We start from the raw sequence: 22453 nt of genomic DNA on the forward strand, positions 1-22453 counted from the left end.
TGGGCGGGCTCAGGCCTGCGCGAGCTCGAAGAACGGCGGCGCCTGGGTGAGCTGCGCGGGCCGGACGAACGCGAGGCCGCCCCGGTCGAACGCGTCGAACCACTCCTGCCACGTGGCGGGCACGGCGCCGCTGCCGCTGGGCCCGCTCGGGAAGATCGCTGCGGGGACCGGCACCTCGTGCGGGCCGAGCGGCGGGATGAGCGCGGGGCGGCCACCCTGCGCCTCGATCCAGGTGCGGATCTCGCCGTGGTCCGTCGTGCTGCGCTTGGTCTCGTCCAGCGGCACGCCCTCGAAGGCGTCCGTGGCCGGTCCGCGGGTCGTCGTGCGCCGCACCCCGGTCGCGACCCGTTCGACGGTCGTCGTGGCGAGCGGGTCGTGGTGCGGCGCGTGCCGGACCAGCGCGAGGTGCCCGCCCAGGTACCCGCCCACGCCGAGGAACGTGCCGCCCGCCAGCCCGACGAGCACGCCCGCCGCGCGGTGACCGCGGCGGCGCAGCACCCACGACGTCGTGTAGAGCCCGAGCGCCGCCAGGTTGGCGACGCCGTGCACCACGCCGACCCGCCGCACGGCGGGGTCCCTGCGCTCGCTCGTCTCCCAGTCGGCCAAGCCGCTCAGCGCGGTCGGCGCGGCCGCCAGGACGCCGAGGCCGACGAGTCGGTCGGCCGCGCGGCGTCCCGTGACGGGCGCCAGCAGGTCGAGCGCGCTCGCCGAGAACCACAGCCCGATCGGGACGTCGGTGAGCGGCGGGTGGGCGGCATGCCCCGCCGGGACGCCCCGCAGCACGGCTGAGACGGTGCGGGGCCGCAGCACGGCCTGCGCGACGCGCCGCACCACCTCCGCAGGTCCGTCCAGGGCAGTCGAGTCCTCGAGCCGACCCACCGCGGCCCGCGCGGTCCGCCCCGACCGGTGCAGCATCTCGTCCACGTCACCCATCGCGCTCTCCCCGTCGTCGGCCTCGACCCATCCTGGGACGTCGCGAGACCGGCCGCACCCGGGCGTCCTCAGCCACGATCGGGCCTGGCGTGCACCAGTGCCTCCCCGGCCCGGGCGGGCACGGGGCGCAGGGTCACGCGTGCGGCTGCTCCTCCACGTCGAGGGCGGAACGGTACGCCGCGGCGGCCGCGACGGCCGGCGGAGTCCCGGCCAGGACCGCCTCGAGCGCCGGGGCGTACTCCGTGAGCGCCTGCTCGGTCTCGGCGAGGGCGGTGACCAGCAGATGGCCCAGGGCGTCGTCGGGCGGGTCCAGCTCGCCGAGCGCGACGGCGGCCCGGGCCGCGACGGTGGCGCGGGGCAGGTCGAGCTCGAGAGTGGCGACGAACAGGTCGGCGTTGGCGCGCACGACGAGCTCGGTGACCGCAGGCACGGCGTCGGCGGGGACGATCGTCGGCCAGACGGCGTAGAGCGTGACGGAGCGCGCCGCGGGGCGCACGACCGCCAGCACGCGGCCCCCCGGCAGGTCCGAGGCGACGTCGAGGGTGCGCGACGCGGCGTCAGGCGTCGCGGTGCGGCCCGCGTCGACGAACGCGGCGACGACCCGCGCGTAGAACAGGTCGTCGTCGGTCAGGCTCACGGCTGGCCCGCCGGCGCCATGACGGGGGCGGGCGTCGTCGGGGTCGCGCCCGCGGTCTTCTTCTCCTTGAGCGCGTCGCGCAGGAAGGCGATCCAACCCGGGGAGTTGCGACGCGGTGTGCGGCCGAGCTCGGCCTCGAGGTCCTGGACGGTGAGCTGGGCCAGGAACGCCTGCGACTGCGCGTCGGTCGCGTTCTCGGGGAGCTCGTGCGGTCCCACGGCGCACGCGACGCCCGCGGGCAGCGCCTCGACACCCGCGGTGTACGCCTCGGTACGGCCCTTGAGCATGCCCCGCTTCTCGGTGCTCAGCGTCATGCGCAGCTGCCAGAAGATCCCGCGGTCACCCTTGGTGTTGGCGCCGAGCTTGCCCTGACCCGCCAGCTCGTTGCGCTGCGTGCGCAGGTCGCCCGCCTCGCGCCACCCGTCGCGCAGCGACGCTCCCTTGCCGGTGACCTGGTCGAGCTGGGCCTTGAGGTCGTCGAACACGCCCTGCGGGTCCGCCTCGACGTCCATGCCGGCCAGCACGGTCTCGCGGACCTTGAGCAGGAGCGCGTCGTTCGACGTGGACGCGAGGTCGCTCACCTCGGGGGCCTTCGGGTTGACGGGCGTGCGCGGCTTGGGCTTGATCTGGGCGACGTAGTCGCGGGTGATCGGCTTGCCGTCGATCCGGTAGTTCGCGAGGAACGCGAGAGCGACCGTGTCGCCCTGCGCGGCGCGCATCACGATGCCGTCGACCGCCATCTTCGGGTGCTTCTTGAGCTCGTCCTCGGCGGCGCCCTCGAGGTGCAGCACCGCGGACTCCTTCTGCGCGCGCTTGGCCTGCGTCGCGAGCACCTTGTCGGCGATGTAGTGCGCGAGCGAGTGCAGCTTGTCGAGCACGGCCGCGGACGCCTTGATCGCGGCGGGGATGCCGAACCCGCCCGCGCTGGCCACCTGCGCGACCGAGAGCGAGAAGTCCAGGATCGAGGCGCCGAGGGTCCAGCAGCTCTGCTCGAGCTGCTTGGTGTAGACCTGCGAGACCTTCATGAGCGGGTAGACCATGACGTTGACCTTGTCGGTCGAGCCCGCGCGCGCCTCGAACATCGCGTTGTCCGTCTCGCGCTGCCGCATCCCGGACGTCGCGACGTCGGTGACGCCGCTGACCATCGCGAGCGCGGACGTGGCGATGTCCAGCCCGGGGACCACCGACTTGACCCCGCTCGCGACACTCGAGTCGATGGTCTTGGCGAGGTTCGCGGCCTCCTTGGAGGCGTTGACCAGGCCGGTCAGCATCGCGCTGCCCGACTTGGCGGCCTTGAGGCCCTCGTACGGGTCCTTCGTGGACCAGGACGCCTCGATCTGCTGGGCCATGCCGAGTGCCGACTGCACGGCACCGAACAGCGACGTCAGGATCGAGGTGATGTTGCCGATGCCCGCCGCCGCCTTGGTCGCCTCCGACGTCGGGAGGTTCTTGTCGACCTCGTCGCGCTCGCCGGCCTTCTTCATCTTGGCGGCCTTGGCGCCGCTCGTGTAGGCGTCGCCGACGCCCAGCGGGTCGAGGAACGACGGGACGGGCGACTCGGGGTCGTCGTCCTTCGGCAGGTGCTTGCGCAGCTCCTCGTCCTGCTTGCCGCCCACCTTGCCGGCGATCCCACCGCCGACCTTGTCGAGCCCGGTCATGCCCAGGCCGCCGTACTTCCCGACGACCTCGAGCTTCTCGCCGACGGCCTGCCCGATCGGCGCGGACTCGGTCTGCGGGGTCAGGCGCTGCGCGGGGTCGAGCAGCATGAGGTTCGCCTTGACGTTCTCGGCGTTGCGCTCCGCCTGCCGCTTGCGGGCGGCGCCGCGCTTGCCGGCGGCCATCCACGCGGCCTGGTCGAGCGGGCCGTCCTTGGGCGGGAGCTCGGCGAGCGCCTTCGGGTCCAGACCCGCGAGCACCCGCTCGCGTGCCTCCTCCATGACGAGGAACTCGCTCGCGTCCGGGTCCGCCGCGAGCAGCTCGTCCCGCACGACGACCATGCGGTCGTACAGCGTCTCGACCTTCGCGGGGAGCAGGCGCTCCTGGGTGACCTGCGCGTCGCGCTCGGCCGCGGTCACCCCCGCCTGGGCCATGCCGCGCGACTGGCGGACCTGCGCGACCAGCACCTCGGCGGGCGTCTCCCGCGCCGGGCGGTACTTCGTCAGGTCGGGGTACTCGACGTACCAGACCTGCTGGTAGACGAGCGTGGCGCGCTGCTCGTCGGTCCCGCCGACGTTGTTCTGCTGCATCTCCTCGAACACCGCGAACTCGCGCTCGCGGGCCTCGGTCATGCGCTTGTACATGTCGGTGACCTTCGCCTGGGCGGCCTCGCGACCGCCCGCGTAGATCTCCTGCTCCTTGTCCGAGCGTGCCTGCACGCCCTCGGTGCGCGACTGCGCGAGCTGGGCCTTCTCGGTCTTCTCGGTGTTCTTGCTCTTCTTGACCGCCGCGGCCTTGGCCTTCTCCTCGGCCTTGAGGCGGTCCTTGTCGGCCTGCTCCTGCGGCGTGAGCTTCTTGCTCCACGGCCACCGGTGCACGGCCGGCCCGCCCTCGGTGACCACGTGGGCGATCTCGTGCGCGAGCATGCGCTCGCCCGCCGCGGAGTCCGGCGCGAAGCGCCCTGCGCCGAAGAAGATGTCCGAGCCGGTGGTGAACGCGTCCGCCGAGATGGACGACGAGAGCGCGGCCGCGTCCGGGCCGTCGTGCACGCGCACGTGCCCGAGCCCGGTGCCGAACGCCGTCTCCATGCGCCGCCGGACCCCGCCGGGCAGCGGGGCGCCGCCGCCGCGCTTCGACTCGATGCGCGAGGTCGCCGTGGGATCCAGGTCGCCGCCCTCGTGGCCGATGGTCGCGGACGCGGACGCGCCCGACGACGCCGGTGTCGCGGAGCGCCGCAGGTGGCCGCAGCCGGGGTCGTGGCGGTGGGCCTCGTCGGACGACGACGCGCGCAGCCGGGACAGCGCGGCGTCGGCGAGCGCGTCGGCCGCGTGCTCGGCGGGGTCGGCGGCGTGCCCGACCGTGAGCGCGCCGACCGGGCCCGGGGCCGCCTCCGGGGCCGACACGGCCGCGGGGACGAGGGCGTCGGCCGTGGCGGTGCGCCGCAGCGGGGCGTCGACGGGCGCGCTCGTCGGCTCCTGCGCCTCGGGGACGGGGACGCGGGCGTGGTGCGAGCTCATGCTGGCCTCCGGGGGGAACGTGGCCGTGGCGGGGGAGATCCGGTGGCGGCGCGCGGGGGGACGCGCGCCTGCCGGGGCCAGCCTGGTGGGCAGGTCGAGCGCGGGCATCGGCAATCGCTACCGAGTTGCGTGGCCCGAACGGGGCTCGCGCGCGGTGGTTCACCCGGACGGGTGCGTCAGTCGGCGTCGGGCCAGTCCGGGTGGCTGATGCGGCGGCCCAGCTTGGCGACCTCGCGCGCGGAGGCCAGGCGCAGGTCCCGCATCCCCACGGGTCGGCGCTCGGCCACCGCGTCGTACGCGGCGGCCAGCACGATGTTGCGGATGTCGCCGCCCGCGAGCTCGAGCGAGCGCGCGAGCAGGCCGACGTCCACGGGGTCGTCGGGATCGGTCGTCGGGAGCTGGGCCAGGTGGTGCTGCCACAGGTGCTCACGCGTGGTCTCGTCGGGGTCCGGGAAGTGGACCATGAAGTGCAGGCGCCGCGCGAAGGCCGGGTCGAGGTTGCCGCGCAGGTTCGTCGCGAGGATCGTCACGCCCTCGGACGACTCCATGCGCTGCAGCAGGTAGGACACCTCCTGGTTGGCGTAGCGGTCACGCGCGTCGTTCACGGCCGAGCGCGAGCCGAACAGCGAGTCCGCCTCGTCGAAGAACAGCACCGCACCGAGCGACTCCGCGTGCGCGAACACGCGCTCGAGGTTCTTCTCGGTCTCCCCGATGTACTTGTCGACCACCGCGGACAGGTCCACCTGGTAGAGGTCCGCGCCGAGCGAGTCGGCGACGACGTGCGCGGCGAGCGTCTTGCCCGTGCCGGGGCTGCCCGAGAACAGCGCCGAGATCCCGGTGCCCTTGCCGCCCTTGCCGTGCAGCGCGCCGAGCGCGAGCACGTCGTCGCGGTCACGCACCCAGCCGACGAGCCGCTCGACCTCGCGCCGGGTCCGGGGCGGCAGGACCAGGTCGTCGAGCGTCGCGCCCGGGCCGTCCGACGACGCGCGCGACGACCCGCTCGTCGAGAGCCGCCGCGCCGCGGCGCGCACCGTGCTCGCGTCCGGCACGTGCTGCCCGACGAGCTGCGCGTCGGCGAGCGCGCGGCGCGCGACCGTGTCGATCTGCTCGGGCGCGAGGCGCAGCGAGAGCACGTCGCGCGTCGCGACGCCCTCGCCCAGCAGGCGGTCCCACTGCGCCGCGCGGCCCTGCGTGGTCAGGCGGCCCGCGCTCACGGTCGCGGGCAGCGGCAGCCCCCAGCGCGCGTCCCACGCCGCGCGCCCCACGGCGACGACCGGCACGACCGCCGCGTCGAGCTCCACCAGGTGCGCGCCGGCGAGCTGCGCGCCCGCGAGCACGAGCACCGCGCCGGCGAGCCCGGCCTCGAGCACGAGGTCGCGCACGGCCTGCCGCACCACAGGCGGGTCGAGCGGTGCCGCCGGGGACGCGGGCAGGAGCTCGAGGTCGCCGACGAGCACGTCGACGTCGGCGGCGCGGCACGCGGCGACCGCCGCCGACGTCCCGGCCGTGCCGAGCGGCGCGTGCACCCACACGAGCGCCTCGCCCGCGCGCAGCGCGTGGGCGATCGCCTCGGTCCCGGGCGCGTCGGCGGCCACGGGCCGGACCAGCAGGCGCGCGACGTGCGGGGGCGGCGCGGCGACGCCCAGGAGGCGAGCGGCGACGCGCTCGGGCAGGCGCAGGCGCCGTGCGGGCAGCGGGTCGTCGCCGTCGAGCGCGAGCAGGCCGCTGCGGCGCAGCACGCCCGCGGCGGACAGCCGCGTGTGGGCGCCGGGGTCGCTCGCCGACGTCCCGGTGAGCTCGAGCGCCAGGGCCACGGTGGGGCGCGCGGCGCCCGGGTCGCCCGACAGCACGCCCGTGAGCAGGTGCGCGCTGGGGTGCAGCTCGGCGAGCTGCGCGACCGCCAGGAGCGCGCGCGCCTGCTCGTCGAGCCCGAACAGGTCGGCGACGTCCTCGAGCGCCTCGTCGGCCGCGGCGAACCCCGGCGCGTCGGCCAGCAGCGCGCCGAGCGCGGCGGGGCCCGGGCCGCCGGACCCGCCCTCGGCGACGAGGGCGGCCCGCCGCTGCACGGCCACCTGGAGGGCGGCCCGCACGCGGGCTCCTGTCGTCGTCATCGCTCTCCTGCGGTGGTGGGCTGCGCGACGCGGTCACGGGTGCTGCCGTCGTCGGTCGTCGGGGCCGATCATGCCGCCGGACCAGGCCGGACGGAACACCGGACGGGCTGTGCGGGCGAACATCGGTAGCGATTACCGATGCCCGTGCCCGCCGGCGGCTCCTAGCGTCAGGTGTCCTGGTTCTGCCAGGCGCCGGTCGCGCGCGCGGGGGCCCGACGCCGCCGCGGGCCGGGCGTGCACCCGCACGGCGTGTGCACCGCAGGTCCCGACGTCGGCGCCGGCGCGCACACACGGAGGGGAGTCGCACATGCTGATCCCCACGATCGACGACGGGCTCGAACGCCTCCTGCGCGCCGTACTTCCCCTGCCCGTCGAGGCCGGGGACATCTCCTTCGACACGCCCTCGGGCACGTGGTCGGCGCAGGTCAACCGGCTCACGGTCAACCTGTTCCTCTACCAGGTCACCAAGAGCGGGCAGCCGCCGCGGCCGTCGGCGAACCGGCCCGGCGAGCGCGGCACCGAGCGCCGGTTCCCGCTGCCGATGGTCCAGCTCAGCTACCTCGTCAGCGCGTGGGCCGGCTCTCCGCGCGACGAGCACAGCCTGCTCGGCGACGTCCTGACGCGCCTGCTCGCGCACCAGGTGCTGCCCGCCGAGCACCTGCTGCGCCCGCCGTCGTCGCCCGTGCAGCTCGCGGTCGCGAGCGACGAGCTCAACCGGCCGCGCGAGCTGTGGTCGTCGCTCGGCGGGCAGATCAAGGCGTCGTTCACGCTCACGGCGCTCGTCGCCGCCGACGCCTACCAGTGGGAGCTCGCCCCGCCCGCGGTCACGTCCGTCGAACCCGTCACGACCCGGCTGGGCGCCCGTCCATGAGGGTCTCGAGCACCGTCGACCGGCTCGACGTCGTGCCGGGCGGCTCGGGTGTGGTGCCGCTCGAGGTGGTCAACACCTCGGAGGTCATCGAGTCGCTGTCGGTGCACGCGCTGGGCGTCCCGGAGGCCAGCCTCCTGGCCGAGCCCGAGGCGCTCGCGCTGTTCCCCGACGCGGTGGGCGCGCTCACGCTGACCGTCGGCCTGCCCGCGACGTTCCCCGCGGGCACCTACCCCGTGACGTTCGTCGTCGCCGGGCGGGCGCCGGGAGGACGCGAGGCGTACCACGACGTGGACCTCGTCGTGCCGGCGCGCCCGGCGCTGCGCCTGGACGCGACCCCGACGATCGTGCGCACGCGCGGGCGCGGGGCGTTCACCCTCGAGGTCCGCAACGACGGCAACGTGCCTCTCGACGTCGCGCTGCGCCCGCAGGACGGCGACCGCACGGTCCGCACGACGATCACGCCCTCGACCCTCGCGGTCCCACCGGGCGGCGTCGGGACCGCGACGGTGCTGGTCAAGGGCCCGCGCCAGCTGCTGGGCAGCGACCGCGACCGGCAGGTCAAGGTGCACGCCGAGGCCACGGACGTCGAGTCCTCGATCTCGCTGCTGCTGCGGCAGCGCTCGACGATCAGCCGCGGGCTGATGACCGCGCTGATCCTGCTCGCGATCGTCGCGGCGTGGGCGCTGGCCTTCCTGCTCGGCACGAAGCAGGTGCTGGGCGCCGACCCGTACACGAAGGTCGCGCCCGCGTCGTTCTTCGCCGCGACCCAGGCCGAGGGCAGCGCGTCCGTCGACGCCGGCGGGGCGCCGTCCGGCTCGCTCGCGAAGGTCGGCCCCCTGCCCGCGGGTGTCGGTGCGACCGTCTCGGGCACGGTCGTCAGCGCGGCGGACGGTCAGGGCGTCGGCCGGGTCACGGTCGTCGCGCTGCGCGAGGGCCGCGACGGTCTCGTCGAGGTGTCGTCGGCGGCGACGCAGGCGGACGGCACCTACACCATGTCCGGCCTGTTCCCCGGGGCGTACCTGCTGCGCATCGTCGAGGACGGCTACGACGAGGTCTGGTACCCGCAGGCGGTCTCCGAGCTGTCCGCGCAGGAGGTCGACGCCGTCGCCCGCAAGATCCAGGAGGGCACGGACCTGACGGTCACCGGGCACCCCGCGACGCTCGCCGGGCAGGTGGTCGTCGGCGACGAGGAGGACGTCGAGGTCACCGTGACCGCGCGGCCCGCGTGGAGCGGCGCCGACCCGACGCAGCAGTGGCAGACCACGGCCGACGCCGACGGCGCGTACACGTTCGCCGACCTGCCCGCGCCCGGCACCTACGAGCTCACGTTCGCGGCCGAGGGGTACCAGCCGTCGTCGACCACCGAGCGCGTGCTCGGCGGCCAGGAGCGGTTCGCGCTCGACGTGCGTCTCGGCGCCGGCACGGGCTCGATCGCCGGGGTCGTCACGGACGGCACCACCCCGCTCGGCGGCGTCAAGGTGAGCACGACGATCGACGGCAAGGAGCTCGTGGTCGGCACGCCGACCGTCGGCTCCGTGGGCCGCTTCGTCCTGCCGAACCTGCCGACGCCCGGCACCTACGTGCTCACGTTCAGCAAGGACGGCTTCGGCACGACGACCGAGGTCGTCGCCCTCGGCCCGGGCGAGGTGCGCGCCGACCTGTCGGTCGCGCTGCGCGGCGGGACCGGGACGGTCACCGGGCGCGTGGTCGACGCGGCGGGGAACGGGCTCGGCGGCGTCACGGTCTCGGCAGGCGGTGCCGAGTCCGGCGCGAGCACCACGACGCTGACCGCGGGGACGGTCGGGGCGTTCACGCTCACGGGCCTGCGCACGGGCGGCTCGACCACCCTCACGTTCGTCAAGGACGGGTACCAGCCGGTGACGGTGCCCGTGACGATCCCGGCGAGCGGACCCGCGCAGCCCGTCGCGGTCACGCTGCCGTCGGCGCTCGGCACGCTCACGGGTCGGGTCACGCAGGGCGGCAAGGGTCTGGTCGACGCGACCGTGCGCGCGACGAACGGCACGGTCGTGCGCACCACGACGAGCACGCAGGACGGCGACCACGGCTCGGGCACCTACGTCCTGCCCGACCTGCCCGCCGGCACGTACACCGTGACGGTCGTGGTCGACGACGCGGTGGTCGCGACGGCGGTCGTCGACGTCGTCGGCGGCAGCACGCCGACCGTGCGCGACCTGCCGGTGGGTGGGTGACGTGAGACTCGACATCGACCCCCGCCGGCTCGTCGTGCAGCCGGGCGCGCCCGCGACCTTCGTCGCGACCGTCACCAACACGTCCGCCCTGATCGCGGGCTACTCGGTGCGCGTGCTGGGCGCCGACCCGTCGTGGGTGCGGCTCGACGAGCCCGAGCTGCGCCTGTTCCCCGACGAGACGTCGGCCGTCGTCGTCACCCTGACGCTGCCCGAGGGCGTCCCCGCGGGCGAGCGGCGCGTGGCGCTGCAGGTGCGGGACCTGGCCGACGACGGCGCGATCGCCGTCCAGGACGTCGTGCTCGACGTGCCGCCCGCGCCGCGCACGAGCCTCAAGCTCGACCCGCCGACCGTCACGGCCGGCGCGGCCGCGGTGTTCTCCGTCCTGGTGCACAACGAGGGCAACACGCAGCAGGTGGGCCGCGTCGTCGCGCGCGACCCGGAGGCGGCGACGGCCTTCACGTTCCAGCCGCCGAGCTTCAGCATCCCGCCGGGCCAGAGCATGACCCTCGCGCTGCAGGCCCGCGCGCGCCGCCCGTTCGTCGGCGACCCGCGGATGCGGCCGTTCGAGCTGCGGTTCGACGGGCCGAGCGCGCCGCCCGCGGACGCGCCGCCCGCCGCGGCGGGGGTGTTCGTGCAGAAGCCGCGCTTCGCGCGCGGCATGCTCGCGCTGCTCGGCCTGCTGCTCGCGCTCACGACGTTCGCGGTGGTCGTGACGATCGCACTCAGCTCGGTCGTCGGCCGCTCGGCAGCTGACCGCGACCTCGCGCTGCAGGTCGCGCAGGCCCGCAACCAGCAGGCGGCCACGGGCACGTCCGCGCTCTCGGGATCCGTCACGGACCTGTCGACGGGCGCGGGCGTGGGCGACGTGTCGGTGGAGGCGTTCGGCGACGACCCGGCCGAGCCGATCCTGACGACCGCGACCACCGACGACGGCACGTTCGTGCTCGCGCAGCTCCCCGCGGGCGAGTACACGCTGCGCGTGCGGGGCGCGGGCTTCGACGAGACCTGGTACCCGGCCGCGCCCACCCAGGGCGACGCGCAACCCGTGCCCGTGCAGACCGGGCAGTCCGTGACGGACCTGACCGTGCTGGTCGGCGGTGTCCCGGCGACGCTCGCGGGGACGGTGACCGGGACCGACGTCGCGGGGGCGATCCTCACGGTCGAGCTGCCGCTCGACACCGGGCCGCTCGCGGGCACGCCCCCCGAGCAGGGCGAGGCGCCGGCGGTCCCGACGTCGGGCGCCGTGGTGCGGACCGTCCCGGTCGGGGCGGAGGGCACGTTCGAGATCGCCGACCTGCCGTCGCCGGGCGTGTACGACCTGGTGGTCGCGAAGGACGGGTTCGTGTCGTCGGTGCAGCGCGTCGACGTCGCGGCCGGTGAGGACCGCACGGGCGTGCGGCTCGCGCTCGTGCAGGGCGACGGGTCGATCGCCGGGTCCGTCACGGGCTTCTCGGGCCCGGTCGCGGGCGCCACCGTGACCGCGACCAGCGGGCAGGTCGTCGTCGAGACGGTCTCGCTCACGCAGGACGAGGTCGGCTCGTTCGTCCTGCGCGGCCTGCCGACCCCCGCCGCGTACACGGTCGTCGTCTCGGCCGACGGCTACGCACCCGCGACCTTGAACCTGACCCTCACGCAGGCGCAGGCGCTCACGGGCGTCGCGGTCGTGCTGGGCCGCGACGAGGCGACGCTCGGCGGGCTCGTGTCGGTCGCGGGCGGCAAGGCCGACGGCGTCGACGTCACCGTCACCGACGGCGCGCTCACGCTGCAGACGGTCACGCAGTCGACCGACCCCGTGGGTCGGTGGAGCCTGAGCGGGCTGCGCGTCCCGAGCACGTACACCGTGACGTTCTCGCGCGGTGACCTGGAGTCGCAGGTGCTGTCGGTGAGCATCGACGCGTTCGGCAACGTGACCGCGGGTGCGTCGTCGGCGACGTCGGTGGACGTCACGATGCGGCCCGCGACGGCGAGCATCTACGGCGTCGTCCTGCAGCCGCCGGTGCAGGACGCGGACCCGGAGCCCGTGGGCAACGTCCGGGTGACGGTGAGCTCGGGCAGCGAGCAGCGCGTGGTCTACACCGCCTCGACGCCCGCGGGCGAGGTCGGCTCGTACGTCGTGGACGGGCTCGAGCCCGGGACGTACACGGTGACGTTCTCGCGCGCGGGCACGCGCGCCACGTCCGAGATCGTCGTGCTCGCCGCCGCGCAGCGCGAGCCGGTCTCGCCCACGCTCGTCGCGCCCGCACGCATCCAGGGCAAGGTCACGTACGCGGGCGGTGCCGTGGGCGACGGGCTCGCGGTGCTGCTGTACCGCGCGTCGGAGTACGGCACGGCCGCGGGTCCCGTGGCCACGACGACGACCGACGACAAGGGCCGCTACGACTTCGACGACGTCGACGCGCCCGAGAACTACCTCATCGAGGTGCGCGTGACCACGGACGGCAGCGTCCTGGCGACGTCGGCGCCGCTGACGCTCGGGCCCAGCGAGCAGCCTGTCGTGAACATCGTGATCCGCAGCACCTGACCCGCACGACCCGCACCCCACCCGGACATCCACGACGAGCACGAGGAGCAGCGCATGGCGAGGTCACCGCGTCCCGCACGCGTCGCGACGTCCGTGCTCGTCGAGCCCGGGGCGCACGCGACCCCCGGTGCAGCGGCGTTCCTGCGCGTCCACGCCCGCAACGTCACGACGAGCACGCGCGACCTGGTGGTCTCGGTCGTCGGGCTCGAGGGCGGCTGGCTGCCCGCACCCGTGAGCGTGCCCGGCGTCGTGCCGGACGCCACCGTCACGGTCGAGCTCGCGCTGCTGCCGCCTGTGGGCGCCGCGCCGGGCGACTACCCGTTCGTCGTCGCCGTCGAGTCGCACGCGACGCCGCCGGCGCCGCAGGAGCGGGCGACCACCCTGGCCGACGGGTCGCTGCGCGTGGACGGCGTCAGCGGGCTGCTGCTGTCCGTCGAGCCCGCGGACTCCACGGGCGTGCGCTCGAAGCGCGTCCAGGTGGTCCTGGCGAACACCGGCGACCGCTCGGCGCGCGTCGAGCTCGACGCGCGTGCGGACGCGGCCACCGGCGGGTTCGTGCACCTCGACGCGCGTGCGCTCGAGGTCGCGCCGCACTCCAGCGTGCGCATCGGCGCGCGCGCCGGCGTCAGGCGCGCGCAGGTGTTCGGCACCAAGCGCCGCGCGGCGTTCCACGTCACGGCCACGGGCGACCGCGCGCCGCAGCGGTTCGACGCCGCGTTCACGGCCCGCCCGTTGCTGCCGGGATCGGCGCTGCGCGCCACCGCGGTGCTGGGCGTCGCCGTGCTGTGGGTCGGGATGGTGCTGGCCGCACTGCCGTGGTTGTCCGACCAGTTCTCCGGGTCCGGCCGCAGCGTCGACGAGCAGGCCGGGAACAGCGCGACGCCCCGGCCGGGCAGCACGACGGACGGCTCCGCCGGCGGCGGCGCGGCACCGGGCACGGGCGGCGGCGGTTCGGGCGGCGGCTCCGGCGACGGTTCGGGTGGCGGGGCCGGCGGCGGTACGGGACCGGGTGAGGCCGACGAGGGTGTGCGGGTCTCGGGTGTCGTGACGTCGAGCGACCCGTCGGCGGTCACGGTCCAGGTGGTGCCGGCCGGGGCGCTGCCCGCAGCGTCGGAGCAGGCGGGCTCGTCGGACGGGACCACTTCGGACGGGACTGCCTCGGACGGGACTGCCTCGGACGGGACTGCCGCGGACGGGACGGCGACGGGCTCGTCGGCCGCGGGCGCGGGAGCCGTGATCCGGCAGGCCGGCTACGTCCAGGTGGACGCGGCCGCCGCCCGTGCGGTCGTCGCCGCGCCCGCGGACGAGTCGCAGGCCCCGATCGGCAAGATCTCCGGCCTGGCGCTGCCCGTCGAGCGCGCGGACGTCGCGAGCCAGCGCCGGACGACGACGACGGGAGCCGACGGCGCGTGGGCGTTCGCCGGGCTGTCCGCCACGGGCCGCTACCTGCTCACGTTCGCCAAGGCGGGCTACGAGACGCAGCGCTTCTGGGTCACGGGCGCGGAGGCCGCCGCGGCCCCGCTCGAGCTCGCGCTCACGCCCGGCCGCGGTCGCCTCGCAGGCGTCGTCACGGGGCCGTCGGGCCCGGCGGGCGGGGTGGTGCTGACGATCTCGGACGGCACGACGACCGTGACGACACGCACCGCGACGTCGGGCAGCGTGGGTCGCTGGGAGGTCGACGGGCTGTCGACGCCCAGCACGTACCTGGTCACGGCGTCCTCGGACACGCTGGGCGCGCAGTCGGCGCTCGCGACGCTGCCGGCGGCGGGGTCGCGGACGGTGAACCTGACGCTGCGCGCGGGTGTGGCCACGCTCGCCGGGCTCGTCTCGGGGCGCGACGCCCGGGGCGGCCAGGGCGGGCTCGGCGGGGTGCGGGTCACGGCGCGCGCGGGTGACGTGGAGCGCTCGGCGACGACCGTGACGGGCGATCGCCGCGGCACGTTCGTCCTGCCTGGGCTGCCCGTCCCGGGCCGCTACACGCTGACGTTCGAGGCGGACGGCTACTCGACGCAGACCCGCCGCGTGGACCTCACCGCCGGTGGTCTCGACGAGCTCCCGGTGACGCTCGCGTCGATCGGCGGCACCGTCAACGGCACCGCGCGGGACGAGACGGGGGCGGGGGTCGCAGCGGCCGGGCTGACGCTGACCGGCACCGCGGGGACGTTCAAGACGATGTCGTCGTCGGACGCGACGGGCACGTACCGGTTCGACGGGATCCCCGCGGGCGAGTACACGCTCGTCGCGGAGGCGTTCGGTCACGAGCCCGCGTCCGCGCAGGTCACGGTCGTCGGGTCACGGCCCGCGACGGCCGAGCTCGTGCTGCGCACGCTCGAGGGCGACGGGCTCGAGGCGACGTCCACCATCGTCGGACGCGCGACGGACGCGGGGACCGGGGCACGGATCACCTGCCCCCACCTGCTCCCGGGGGAGAAGTGCGAGCTCACGGTCTCGACGGTGGTCCGAGCGCCGGGCGAGCCCGCGCGGACCGTCACGGTGCGCTCCCAGCCGGACCGCCCGTACGAGCTGCCCGCCTCCGGTGAGCGCGGCCTGTACCCGGGGCTGTACCGCCTGACCCTCTCGGCGCCCGGCTACGAGCCCGCGACCGTGGACGTGACCGTGCCGATGGGCCAGGTGGTCGAGGCCGCGACCGTCGCGATGTACCCGTCTCCGTCGATCGTCGGGTCGGTCTCGGCGCGCATCGGCGTGGTGCCGACCACCACGTGCGTCGTCGCGGTGCCCGCGGGCGAGCCCGCGCCGGGCGCCGACCCGTGCCGCCAGGTGGACGACACGTGCGAGAGCACGGCGGGTGCGTGCGCGTTCATCGGCCTCAACGGCTCGTACCAGATCGACCGGCTGAGCAAGGGCGGCTACACGGTCCACGTGATCCCGCCCGCGAGCGCGGACTACGTCCGACCCGACCCCGTGTCGGTGACGCTGACGCCCGGCGACGTCAAGCGCGTGGACTGGTTGCTCGACCGGCTCGGCGTGCTCTTCGTGTCCGTCTACTCGACCGACGGCACGGGCTCGATCTCGCCCGCGAACGGCGCGACCGTGACGGCCGAGGACGGGACCACCACCCGCGGGGCGACCACGGTCGACGGCGTCGCCCGGATCTCCGGGCTGCCGCGCGGGACGTACACGGTCACCGCGACGGCCGTGAGCGGCCAGACGGGCGAGGCCACGGGCGTGCAGGTGGGCCTCAACCAGGAGGTCCAGACGCAGGTGGTGCTCACCCGGGCCACGGGCGACGTCACGATGCGGGTCGTGACGCTGCTGGGCGGGACCAGCGAGACGCCCGTCGGCGGCGCACGCGTCACGGTCTCCGGCGTGACCGGCTACCGCGGCGTGACGCCTGTGCAGTCGACCGGCACGCCGGTCGCAGTGACCACGTCGACCGGGCGCTTCACGGTCTGCACGGCGGCCAGCGGCTGCTCGACCGACCCGGAGGTCACCGCGCTCGCGCTCGTCGAGAACCGCATGGACGTGCGGGTCACGGCGGACGGCTACGAGCCGTACGCCCAGAACGGCGTCGACACCACGACGACCGCGCCCATCACCCTCACCCCGACCGGCCGGGCGTTCACCGGGAACGTGGTGCTCGAGGGGTCGACCAACCCCGCGCTGGAGTACGGCGACGTCGAGTTCTCGGTGACCGCGGCGCCGCCCGGGGTCGGCCAGATCTCGATCACCGCGGCGAGCGACGGCACGCTCACGTGGAACGACTCGCAGCAGCCCGTGGGCAGCGGCCTGATCCGCCCGGGTCTGTACAAGGTGGAGGCGTCCCTCGCCGGCTACCTGTCGCTGCCTCCCGTGACGCTCGACGTCCTGCCCAACCAGCCCGCGCCCGCGTTGACCGTCACGCTGCGCAAGTTCGGCCTGCTGCGCATCGCGGTCGAGTCGGCCGACACGCACGAGGACGTCTTCGGGACCGTGATCACGGTGACGCGCAACGGCACGTCGGAGCGGCGGACCGCCCTGCCGGGCGACGAGTTCGTCGACTTCGGTCAGTTCGCGCCGGGCTCCTACCCCGTCGAGGTCCGGGCCGCCGGCTTCGCGCGGTACACCGGGACGGTCGTGGTGACCGCCGGGCAAGGGATCGAGCCGCCGTGGCTCATCTCGCTCGTCCGGCTCGGCACGATCGAGGGCACGGTGAAGTCGCAGATCACGCCGATGCTCGTGCAGGACGTGAGCGGCGCGCTCGTCGAGGGCCGCGGGCCGTCCGACGTGCGGTTGTCGACGACGACCGCGACCAACGGCACCTACTCCTTGACGGGCTCGGTGGAGACCGCCGGCCTCGCCTTCGGCAGCTGGCAGCTCACCGCGAGCGCCGCGGGATACCGGTCGCCGGCCGACGACACCGACACGATCACGGTCGGCGTCCCGTCCTCCGTGCCGGTCACGGGTCAGAACCTCATGCTCGACCCCGAGCCCGCGTCGCTGACGTTGTTCGCGACCAACCAGGGTGCTCCCGCGGCGGGCCTGACGGTCCGGCTCACGTACAACGACGGCAGCGTCCCGCCGCCGGCGGCGATCCCGCCGACGTGCGCGGGACCGGTCACCGACCCCGGGCCGTGCGTGGACACCGCAGCGGGCACGTACGTCTTCCGTGACCTCAAGCCGCTCACGTACACGCTGACGATCTCGGGCGACGGCTTCTCGCCGCTGTCGATGCCGGTGACGATCGCCGCCGGGGAGATCCGCTCGATGACCGTGCCGGTCACGGCGCCCAACGGCTCGATCCAGGGCATCGTGCAGCTGCAGCAGGCGGACGGCAGCATGACGAACGTCTCCGGTGTCGACGTCACGCTGGACCCGGCCGACCCGGGGGCAGCCTCGCGCACCGCGACCACCGGGACGGACGGCCGGTACCGCTTCCCGACGGTCCCGGCCGGCTCGTACACGCTGAGCGTGTCCGACGACGGGTTGTCGGCCAGCCGGGTCGTCGTCCTGCAACCCGGCGACGGGCTCGTCGTCGACCTCATCCTCACGGTCCGCACGTTCTCGCTCGCGGTGACCGTCAACTCGTCGTCGGACCTGACGGGTGCGCTCGTCAACGTCACGAGCGGGACGACGACACGCGCGGCCCAGCCCGTCGTCAGGTCAGGCACCAACCGCTTCACGACGACGTTCTCGCAGCTCCCTGCGGGGACGTGGACCGTCGCGCTGTCCGGGCCGTCCGGGCACCTCGGCGTCTGGACGCAGGACGTGACGATCAGCAACGCGGACGCGACGGCCACGTTCACCGTCGCCGAGACGCAGGTCCGCCTGCGCGCGACGTCGGCGGTGACCGGCGCACCCGGGACCGTCGCGGCCACCGTGAGCCCCACGTCGGACGGGGACCCGCGCGACGTCACGCTGGCGGTCGGCGGCAGCGACACCGTCCTGTGGCTGCCGAACACGGGCGCGAGCGTGACCGCGAGCGTCACGGGCGGCTGGGGCCTGACCGTCAGCCCGACGACGATCGCCGCAGGCGCGACCTTCCAGCTCGTCACCATCACCGTCGAACCCGTCGCGACGACGATCGCGGTCACCAGCTCGCCCGCGACCGTCGACCTGGGTGACGACGTGGCGGTCGCCGTGCGCGTGACGGCAGGCGCCACGGCGGTGACCGCCGGGCAGGCCGTGCTCGAACGCAACGTCGGCGGGACGTGGACGCAGATCGACACGGGCACGCTGGCGACGGGCGGTGCGAACGCCGGCACCGTGACGCTGTCCGCGAGCACCGCCGGCTGGCCGGGCGGCGCCGCGTCCCTGCGCGTGCGGTACGCCGGCTCGGGTCTCTACGCGGCGTCGAGCAACGTGACCGTGCCCGCCGTGACGATCGTGCTGCCGACCGCGGTCGAGCTCACCGCGACCGCCACGGTGCTGACCGCCACGGTCACGACGACCGCGTCGGGCAACCCCGCGGGCACCGTGTCGTTCCAGGTGCGCATCACCGGGACGTGGACGGACATCGCGGGCTGCACCGCCCGCCCGGTCTCGACGACGACGGGCATCGCGACGTGCACACCGTCCCCGGCGCTCGCCGCCAGCTCAGCGGTGCGCGCACGCTTCGTCGGCTCGTCGTCCACCTGGGCGACCTCCGCCTGGACCGAGGCCCAGACCCCCGCCGCTGGCCCCTGAGGCGCGGGCGTCGACGGCGAGTCGCGGAGCTGGAGGCTGAGCCGGAGGTGCACCGGCGACCCAGCGCGGGACCTCGGAGCCCGGGCTCACGCTTGGCGCAGCTGCCTTCTGGCGCTCGTGGCGGACCCGGACCGACGGACCGACTGCGACCCCACGAGCTGGCAGGATTGCGCGACCGGGTCGAGCATGCGCGAGCGCAGGTCGCCGACTTCGAGGTCGCCGTGCTCGGCCTCGGCAGCGAACGCGTCCGTCATGGCGTCCGGGATGCGCTCGGCGAGGCTGACCACCCTGGCGGTGACGGCGTCCGGCTCGAGGTCGGCCTCGCGTGCGAACCGACGCCACCGGTCGAGGTCGATCTGGTCGAAGCGACGCCGGCCGCCGATCGCCATGGCTGACGTGCGCAGGCCGGTCTGGTTCGTGGAGTCGTACGGCAGGCCGGACGCGACGTCATAGAGCGGAGCGAGCCGCACGATGGTCTCGAGCAACAGGACCGAGTAGTTCTTCGCGTGGGCGTCGGGGGCCTGGATCAGGACGTTGAAGGCCAGCGCGTCGACAAAGGCGTCCAGGTTGTGCTGCCGGTCGGAGCGTGTGCTGCTGGCCCGCAGCAGGTCGACGATCCGCACCGCCCGCGGGCCGCCGCCAGACTCGTACTTGTCGCCCGGGTAGGTGCCGGTGGCCTGGCACATGTCCTCCTGGTGGAGTCGGACGAGGTGACCGTCCCGGTCGCGGCGCCGGTCGTAGCGTTCGACGATGAGCGCCGACTCGGAGCCGAACCGCTCGAAGCTCGACTTCGCAGCTGAGAGGCCGGTCCGTCGGGCGGTCTGCAGGCTGATGTGCTCGTTGAGGGCCTGGGACCGGAAGCCGTCCACGCCGGGCTTGATGATGTGGGTCGTCGGCTCGGCGCCAGTGGCTTCGCACCACGCCTCGCCTTCGCGCCGCAGGGCGAACTTGGCCTGTGCGCCTGCCAGAGACCAGCGCTCTCGCGGGGCGAGCCAGCTGGCGGCGGGGTTGGTGCGCAGCTCGGCCAGGCGCCTCTCGATGTCGCGGTCGGTGAGCGGTTCGAGCGTGCCGCTGCGCGCCAGGACATCCGCGACCTCGTCCTCGGCGCAGAACTGCACTGCGCCGGCACAGTCCAGCCCCATGTTCGCCAGCAGTGCGAACGGGTTGCGGGCAGACACGTCGAACTCGCGTGACATCGCCTCCCGGGCGGACTCCCGCTCGGGAAGGAGCCCTTCCAGGAACGGGCCCACGACCCGCTGGCGGAAAGGGCCACCGCCAAGAGGCATGGTCAGTGAGACCGGTGTGGTGCCTGGGTCGTCGTGGTACGTCAGTCGGTGCTGCCCGCCCTGGGTCTGCTCAAGGTCGGCGACGTGCTGTCCGTACAGCAGCACAGCCAGTTGCCGGCTGCTCACAGGTCACCCAGAAGGTCGGTGAGCTCGTTCGAGCGGCGCCGTGCGGGGGTGACGCTGAGGTCGAGCCCGAGCGCGTCGAGCGTGTCGAGGATCTTCCCCAGCTCAGCCCGCTCCGACTGCCCTTGCTCGAGCGAGATGAGCCATCGCCTGCTGACCCCGGCCCGTTCGGCCAGTTGCGCCTGCGTGAGGCCTTCCCGCCTGCGGGCGCTCAGGATTGTGGCCCCGATCTGTGCAGGCGTGGTGAGCGGAATGCCGGCCATGAAGTGATCGTACGTGCACACCGATCCGATGTGCAAGGACGGTAACATCCGGCCAATGCGCAAGCTCGCTCACATGTGCGCCCCGCCCCAGTGGCAGGTGCTAGAAGAGCCAGACGAGTAGGAGGGCCACGGCTGCGGTCACGGTCGCGGTCAGGACGACGACCCACCACGTGTCCGGGTGATTGCACGGGATGAGCTGCGAAACCGCACTGAGCCGGTCCAGCAGGAGTTCGGTGCGCTCACCACAGGCCTGACGACGAAGTATCAGTACCCCAGCGGTGCGAACGCGAAGGGTCCGCACCGGCTCTCGTCGGCGGTCACCACGAAGACCGGGACGAGCACGCAGACTGCCACGGTCTTCGAGTACGACCTTGCTGGTAACCAGACGAAACGCACCGGCACGGGCAGGCCGAGCCAGATCCTGACGTGGGACGCCGAGGGTGAGCTGCGCCAGGTGAACACGACCGGTGCTGGTACCACCGGTGAGGGCACGATGACTGACGGTGAGGCGTCGTTCGTCTACGACGCGTCCGGTGAACGCCTGGTACGCAAGACCGACGCGGGGACGACCGTGTACCTGCCTGGCGGGCAGGAGTTCACGGTCCAGAGCTCGGGTGGGGTGGCGGCTAGCCGCTACTACTCGTTCGCGGGCAGCACGGTCGCGGTGCGCACGGGACGCGGGCTGGGCGGGGTCGACTCGATCGTGTGCGACCGCAACGGCACCCCGCTGGTGTCGGTGAAGAACACGCAGCGTGCGGGCAAGGTGGTCAAGCAGTACACCGACCCGTTCGGTGGGATCCGTGGCGGTGGGGTGTCCACCGTCAACGGTGACCGCCAGTTCGTCGGGCAGCCGCGTGATGACGCCACGGGGTTGTCGATGCTCGGTGCCCGGTACTACGACGAGGGCACGGGTCAGTTCGTGTCGGTCGATCCGCAGCTTGATCCGTCGAACCCGGCGCAGTTCAACGCCTACGTGTACTCGGGCAACAACCCGTTGACGTGGTCTGATCCTTCGGGTCTGAACTGGTTGAGCGACCGGGTCTCGGGTGCGGTGAAGTCGGCTTTTTGCGAGCTTGGTCAACAAGTACCAGGCGGAGATCGTCGGGGTGGTGGCCGGTGGTGTGACCTTCGCCGGGTGCATGGTCGGCACGGCGGGGGCCGGGTCGGTCGGCTGTGCCGCTGCGGCGGGTGCGGTCGGTGGTGCGGTCACGAACCTGTGGAAGTCCAAGGTTCAGCACACCCAGGCCTTCTCGTGGAACTCATTGGCCGCCGACACGGTCGTCGGCGGGGTCTTGGGTGCTGCGGGTGGTGTGATCGGCAAGGCAGTCGCCCCGATCGCCAAGACCCTCGCCGCGTCCGTCTCGAACAGTGTGCGCACGGCAACCGCCAGAGCCGGCGGGGCGGTCGCTTCCGCGGCCAGGAAGGCGGGCGACGCGGTCAAGACCGTCGCCAAGCGCGCCACCAACGCCGCCCGTTCCGGAGGTGGCAAGGCCGCCGCTGCAACTGGCGACGCCGCAAACACAGCCCGGGCGGGTGCCGACGATGTCCTGAACGGTGTGCGCCTCCGGGCACAGTTGACTGGCGAGGAGATCTCGGGTGGTCACGCCTTCCAGAAGCACGTACTTGATCGGGCGGAGTTTCCGGGGATCAGGACGCGACCGCAGTTCGCGTCGCACGTCGAGGATGTTGTGCTGAGAGGTGAGATGCGTACGCTCTCGGGGGGGGCGAACCGCCTACTGGCAGAACGGGACGGTAGTGATTCGCAACCCAAGGGCTGTCGACGGCGGCACTGCGTTCCGGACCACGACCGGATACGACTACTTCCTGAACGCACTCCACTGAGGTCGGTGACATGAGACTGATTGACTCGGACGGCGATCTTGCTGTCGCAATGACACACGATGAGCTTCGCCTGCTGGCGAGTTGCATCGGAGAGGCACTAGAGGCGGTGGAAGAGTGGGAGTTCTCGACGCGCCTCGGAGCCGACGTTTCTGCGGCGCGGACCTTGCGCTCCGAAATCAACGACGTGCTGAAGGACGCCCCAGATGCGCCGTGAGCACCTCGGCTAGTTGTGATGCCCAGGCAGGTTGTCCCGCCGTTCGGCGGTGAGTCGGCCAGACAGACGAAAGTGAACCGCCCCGGCTTCAGTGGAGGGTCGGGGTGTGTGCCGCGTTCCGTGGAAGTGGTCTGCCCCTTGTTCGG

Annotated in this window: 13 protein-coding genes and 1 pseudogene; 7 read left to right on the forward strand and 7 right to left on the reverse strand. The window is 74.0% G+C overall.

Annotation, left to right across the window (positions count from 1 at the left end):
- Positions 1-9 precede the first annotated feature (9 nt).
- The 4 genes from CGE01nite_RS11590 to CGE01nite_RS11605 form a co-directional block, all read right to left on the reverse strand.
- Positions 10-933, reverse strand: coding sequence for a DUF2231 domain-containing protein (locus CGE01nite_RS11590; RefSeq protein WP_229747268.1), 924 nt, complete (start codon positions 931-933; stop codon positions 10-12).
- A gap of 133 nt (positions 934-1066) precedes the next feature.
- A complete protein-coding gene (locus CGE01nite_RS11595) occupies positions 1067-1570 on the reverse strand; it encodes a type III secretion system chaperone family protein (RefSeq protein ID WP_141371078.1) in 504 nt (167 codons plus the stop codon).
- Positions 1567-4743, reverse strand: a complete 3177-nt coding sequence (locus tag CGE01nite_RS11600) for an eCIS core domain-containing protein (protein WP_170210954.1) — start codon at positions 4741-4743, stop codon at positions 1567-1569. Before CGE01nite_RS11600 ends, CGE01nite_RS11595 begins: the two co-directional genes overlap by 4 nt.
- Before the next feature lie 176 nt (positions 4744-4919).
- Positions 4920-6854 (reverse strand): AAA family ATPase, encoded by a 1935-nt coding sequence (locus CGE01nite_RS11605; RefSeq protein ID WP_141371082.1) that lies wholly within the window; start codon positions 6852-6854, stop codon positions 4920-4922.
- 307 nt (positions 6855-7161) lie between these two features.
- On the opposite strand from CGE01nite_RS11605, the gene CGE01nite_RS11610 reads away from it, so the two are divergent.
- From CGE01nite_RS11610 to CGE01nite_RS11625, 4 genes are read left to right on the forward strand one after another with little or no spacing between them, the layout of a single operon-like run.
- Entirely contained in the window at positions 7162-7725 is a 564-nt protein-coding gene (locus tag CGE01nite_RS11610; RefSeq protein ID WP_170210955.1) for a Pvc16 family protein, read from the forward strand.
- The gene (locus CGE01nite_RS11615) at positions 7722-9935 is read left to right on the forward strand and encodes a carboxypeptidase regulatory-like domain-containing protein (protein ID WP_141371087.1); all 2214 of its coding nucleotides are present in this window, start codon (positions 7722-7724) and stop codon (positions 9933-9935) included. Before CGE01nite_RS11610 ends, CGE01nite_RS11615 begins: the two co-directional genes overlap by 4 nt.
- A 1-nt stretch (position 9936) precedes the next feature.
- Positions 9937-12456: a carboxypeptidase-like regulatory domain-containing protein gene (locus CGE01nite_RS11620; protein WP_141371089.1), complete on the forward strand. Its 2520-nt coding sequence runs from the start codon at positions 9937-9939 to the stop codon at positions 12454-12456.
- 54 nt (positions 12457-12510) lie between these two features.
- The gene (locus CGE01nite_RS11625) at positions 12511-18579 is read left to right on the forward strand and encodes a carboxypeptidase regulatory-like domain-containing protein (protein WP_141371091.1); all 6069 of its coding nucleotides are present in this window, start codon (positions 12511-12513) and stop codon (positions 18577-18579) included.
- Between the two features lie 86 nt (positions 18580-18665).
- Here the strand turns inward: CGE01nite_RS11625 and CGE01nite_RS11630 are convergent, their stop codons facing one another.
- The 3 genes from CGE01nite_RS11630 to CGE01nite_RS17340 form a co-directional block, all read right to left on the reverse strand.
- The gene (locus CGE01nite_RS11630; protein WP_141371093.1) at positions 18666-19991 is read right to left on the reverse strand and encodes a type II toxin-antitoxin system HipA family toxin; all 1326 of its coding nucleotides are present in this window, start codon (positions 19989-19991) and stop codon (positions 18666-18668) included.
- Positions 19988-20251, reverse strand: coding sequence for a helix-turn-helix domain-containing protein (locus CGE01nite_RS11635; protein ID WP_141371095.1), 264 nt, complete (start codon positions 20249-20251; stop codon positions 19988-19990). The genes CGE01nite_RS11630 and CGE01nite_RS11635 overlap by 4 nt, the downstream gene beginning before the upstream one ends.
- 636 nt (positions 20252-20887) lie before the next feature.
- Positions 20888-21022: a hypothetical protein gene (locus CGE01nite_RS17340; RefSeq protein ID WP_255318505.1), complete on the reverse strand. Its 135-nt coding sequence runs from the start codon at positions 21020-21022 to the stop codon at positions 20888-20890.
- On the opposite strand from CGE01nite_RS17340, the pseudogene CGE01nite_RS17555 reads away from it, so the two are divergent.
- From CGE01nite_RS17555 to CGE01nite_RS11645, 3 genes and pseudogenes are all read left to right on the forward strand, one after another.
- Positions 21015-21260, forward strand: a pseudogene (locus CGE01nite_RS17555) (RHS repeat-associated core domain-containing protein); the annotation flags it as partial. The gene CGE01nite_RS17340 and the pseudogene CGE01nite_RS17555 sit on opposite strands and share 8 nt — an antisense overlap.
- Positions 21261-21324: 64 nt before the next feature.
- Entirely contained in the window at positions 21325-22107 is a 783-nt protein-coding gene (locus CGE01nite_RS17345) for a hypothetical protein (RefSeq protein WP_229747267.1), read from the forward strand.
- Positions 22104-22307, forward strand: coding sequence for a hypothetical protein (locus CGE01nite_RS11645; RefSeq protein ID WP_141371099.1), 204 nt, complete (start codon positions 22104-22106; stop codon positions 22305-22307). The genes CGE01nite_RS17345 and CGE01nite_RS11645 overlap by 4 nt, the downstream gene beginning before the upstream one ends.
- Positions 22308-22453 lie beyond the last annotated feature (146 nt).

Origin of the sequence: Cellulomonas gelida (assembly GCF_006538725.1) — a bacterium.
Taxonomy (GTDB): domain Bacteria; phylum Actinomycetota; class Actinomycetes; order Actinomycetales; family Cellulomonadaceae; genus Cellulomonas; species Cellulomonas gelida.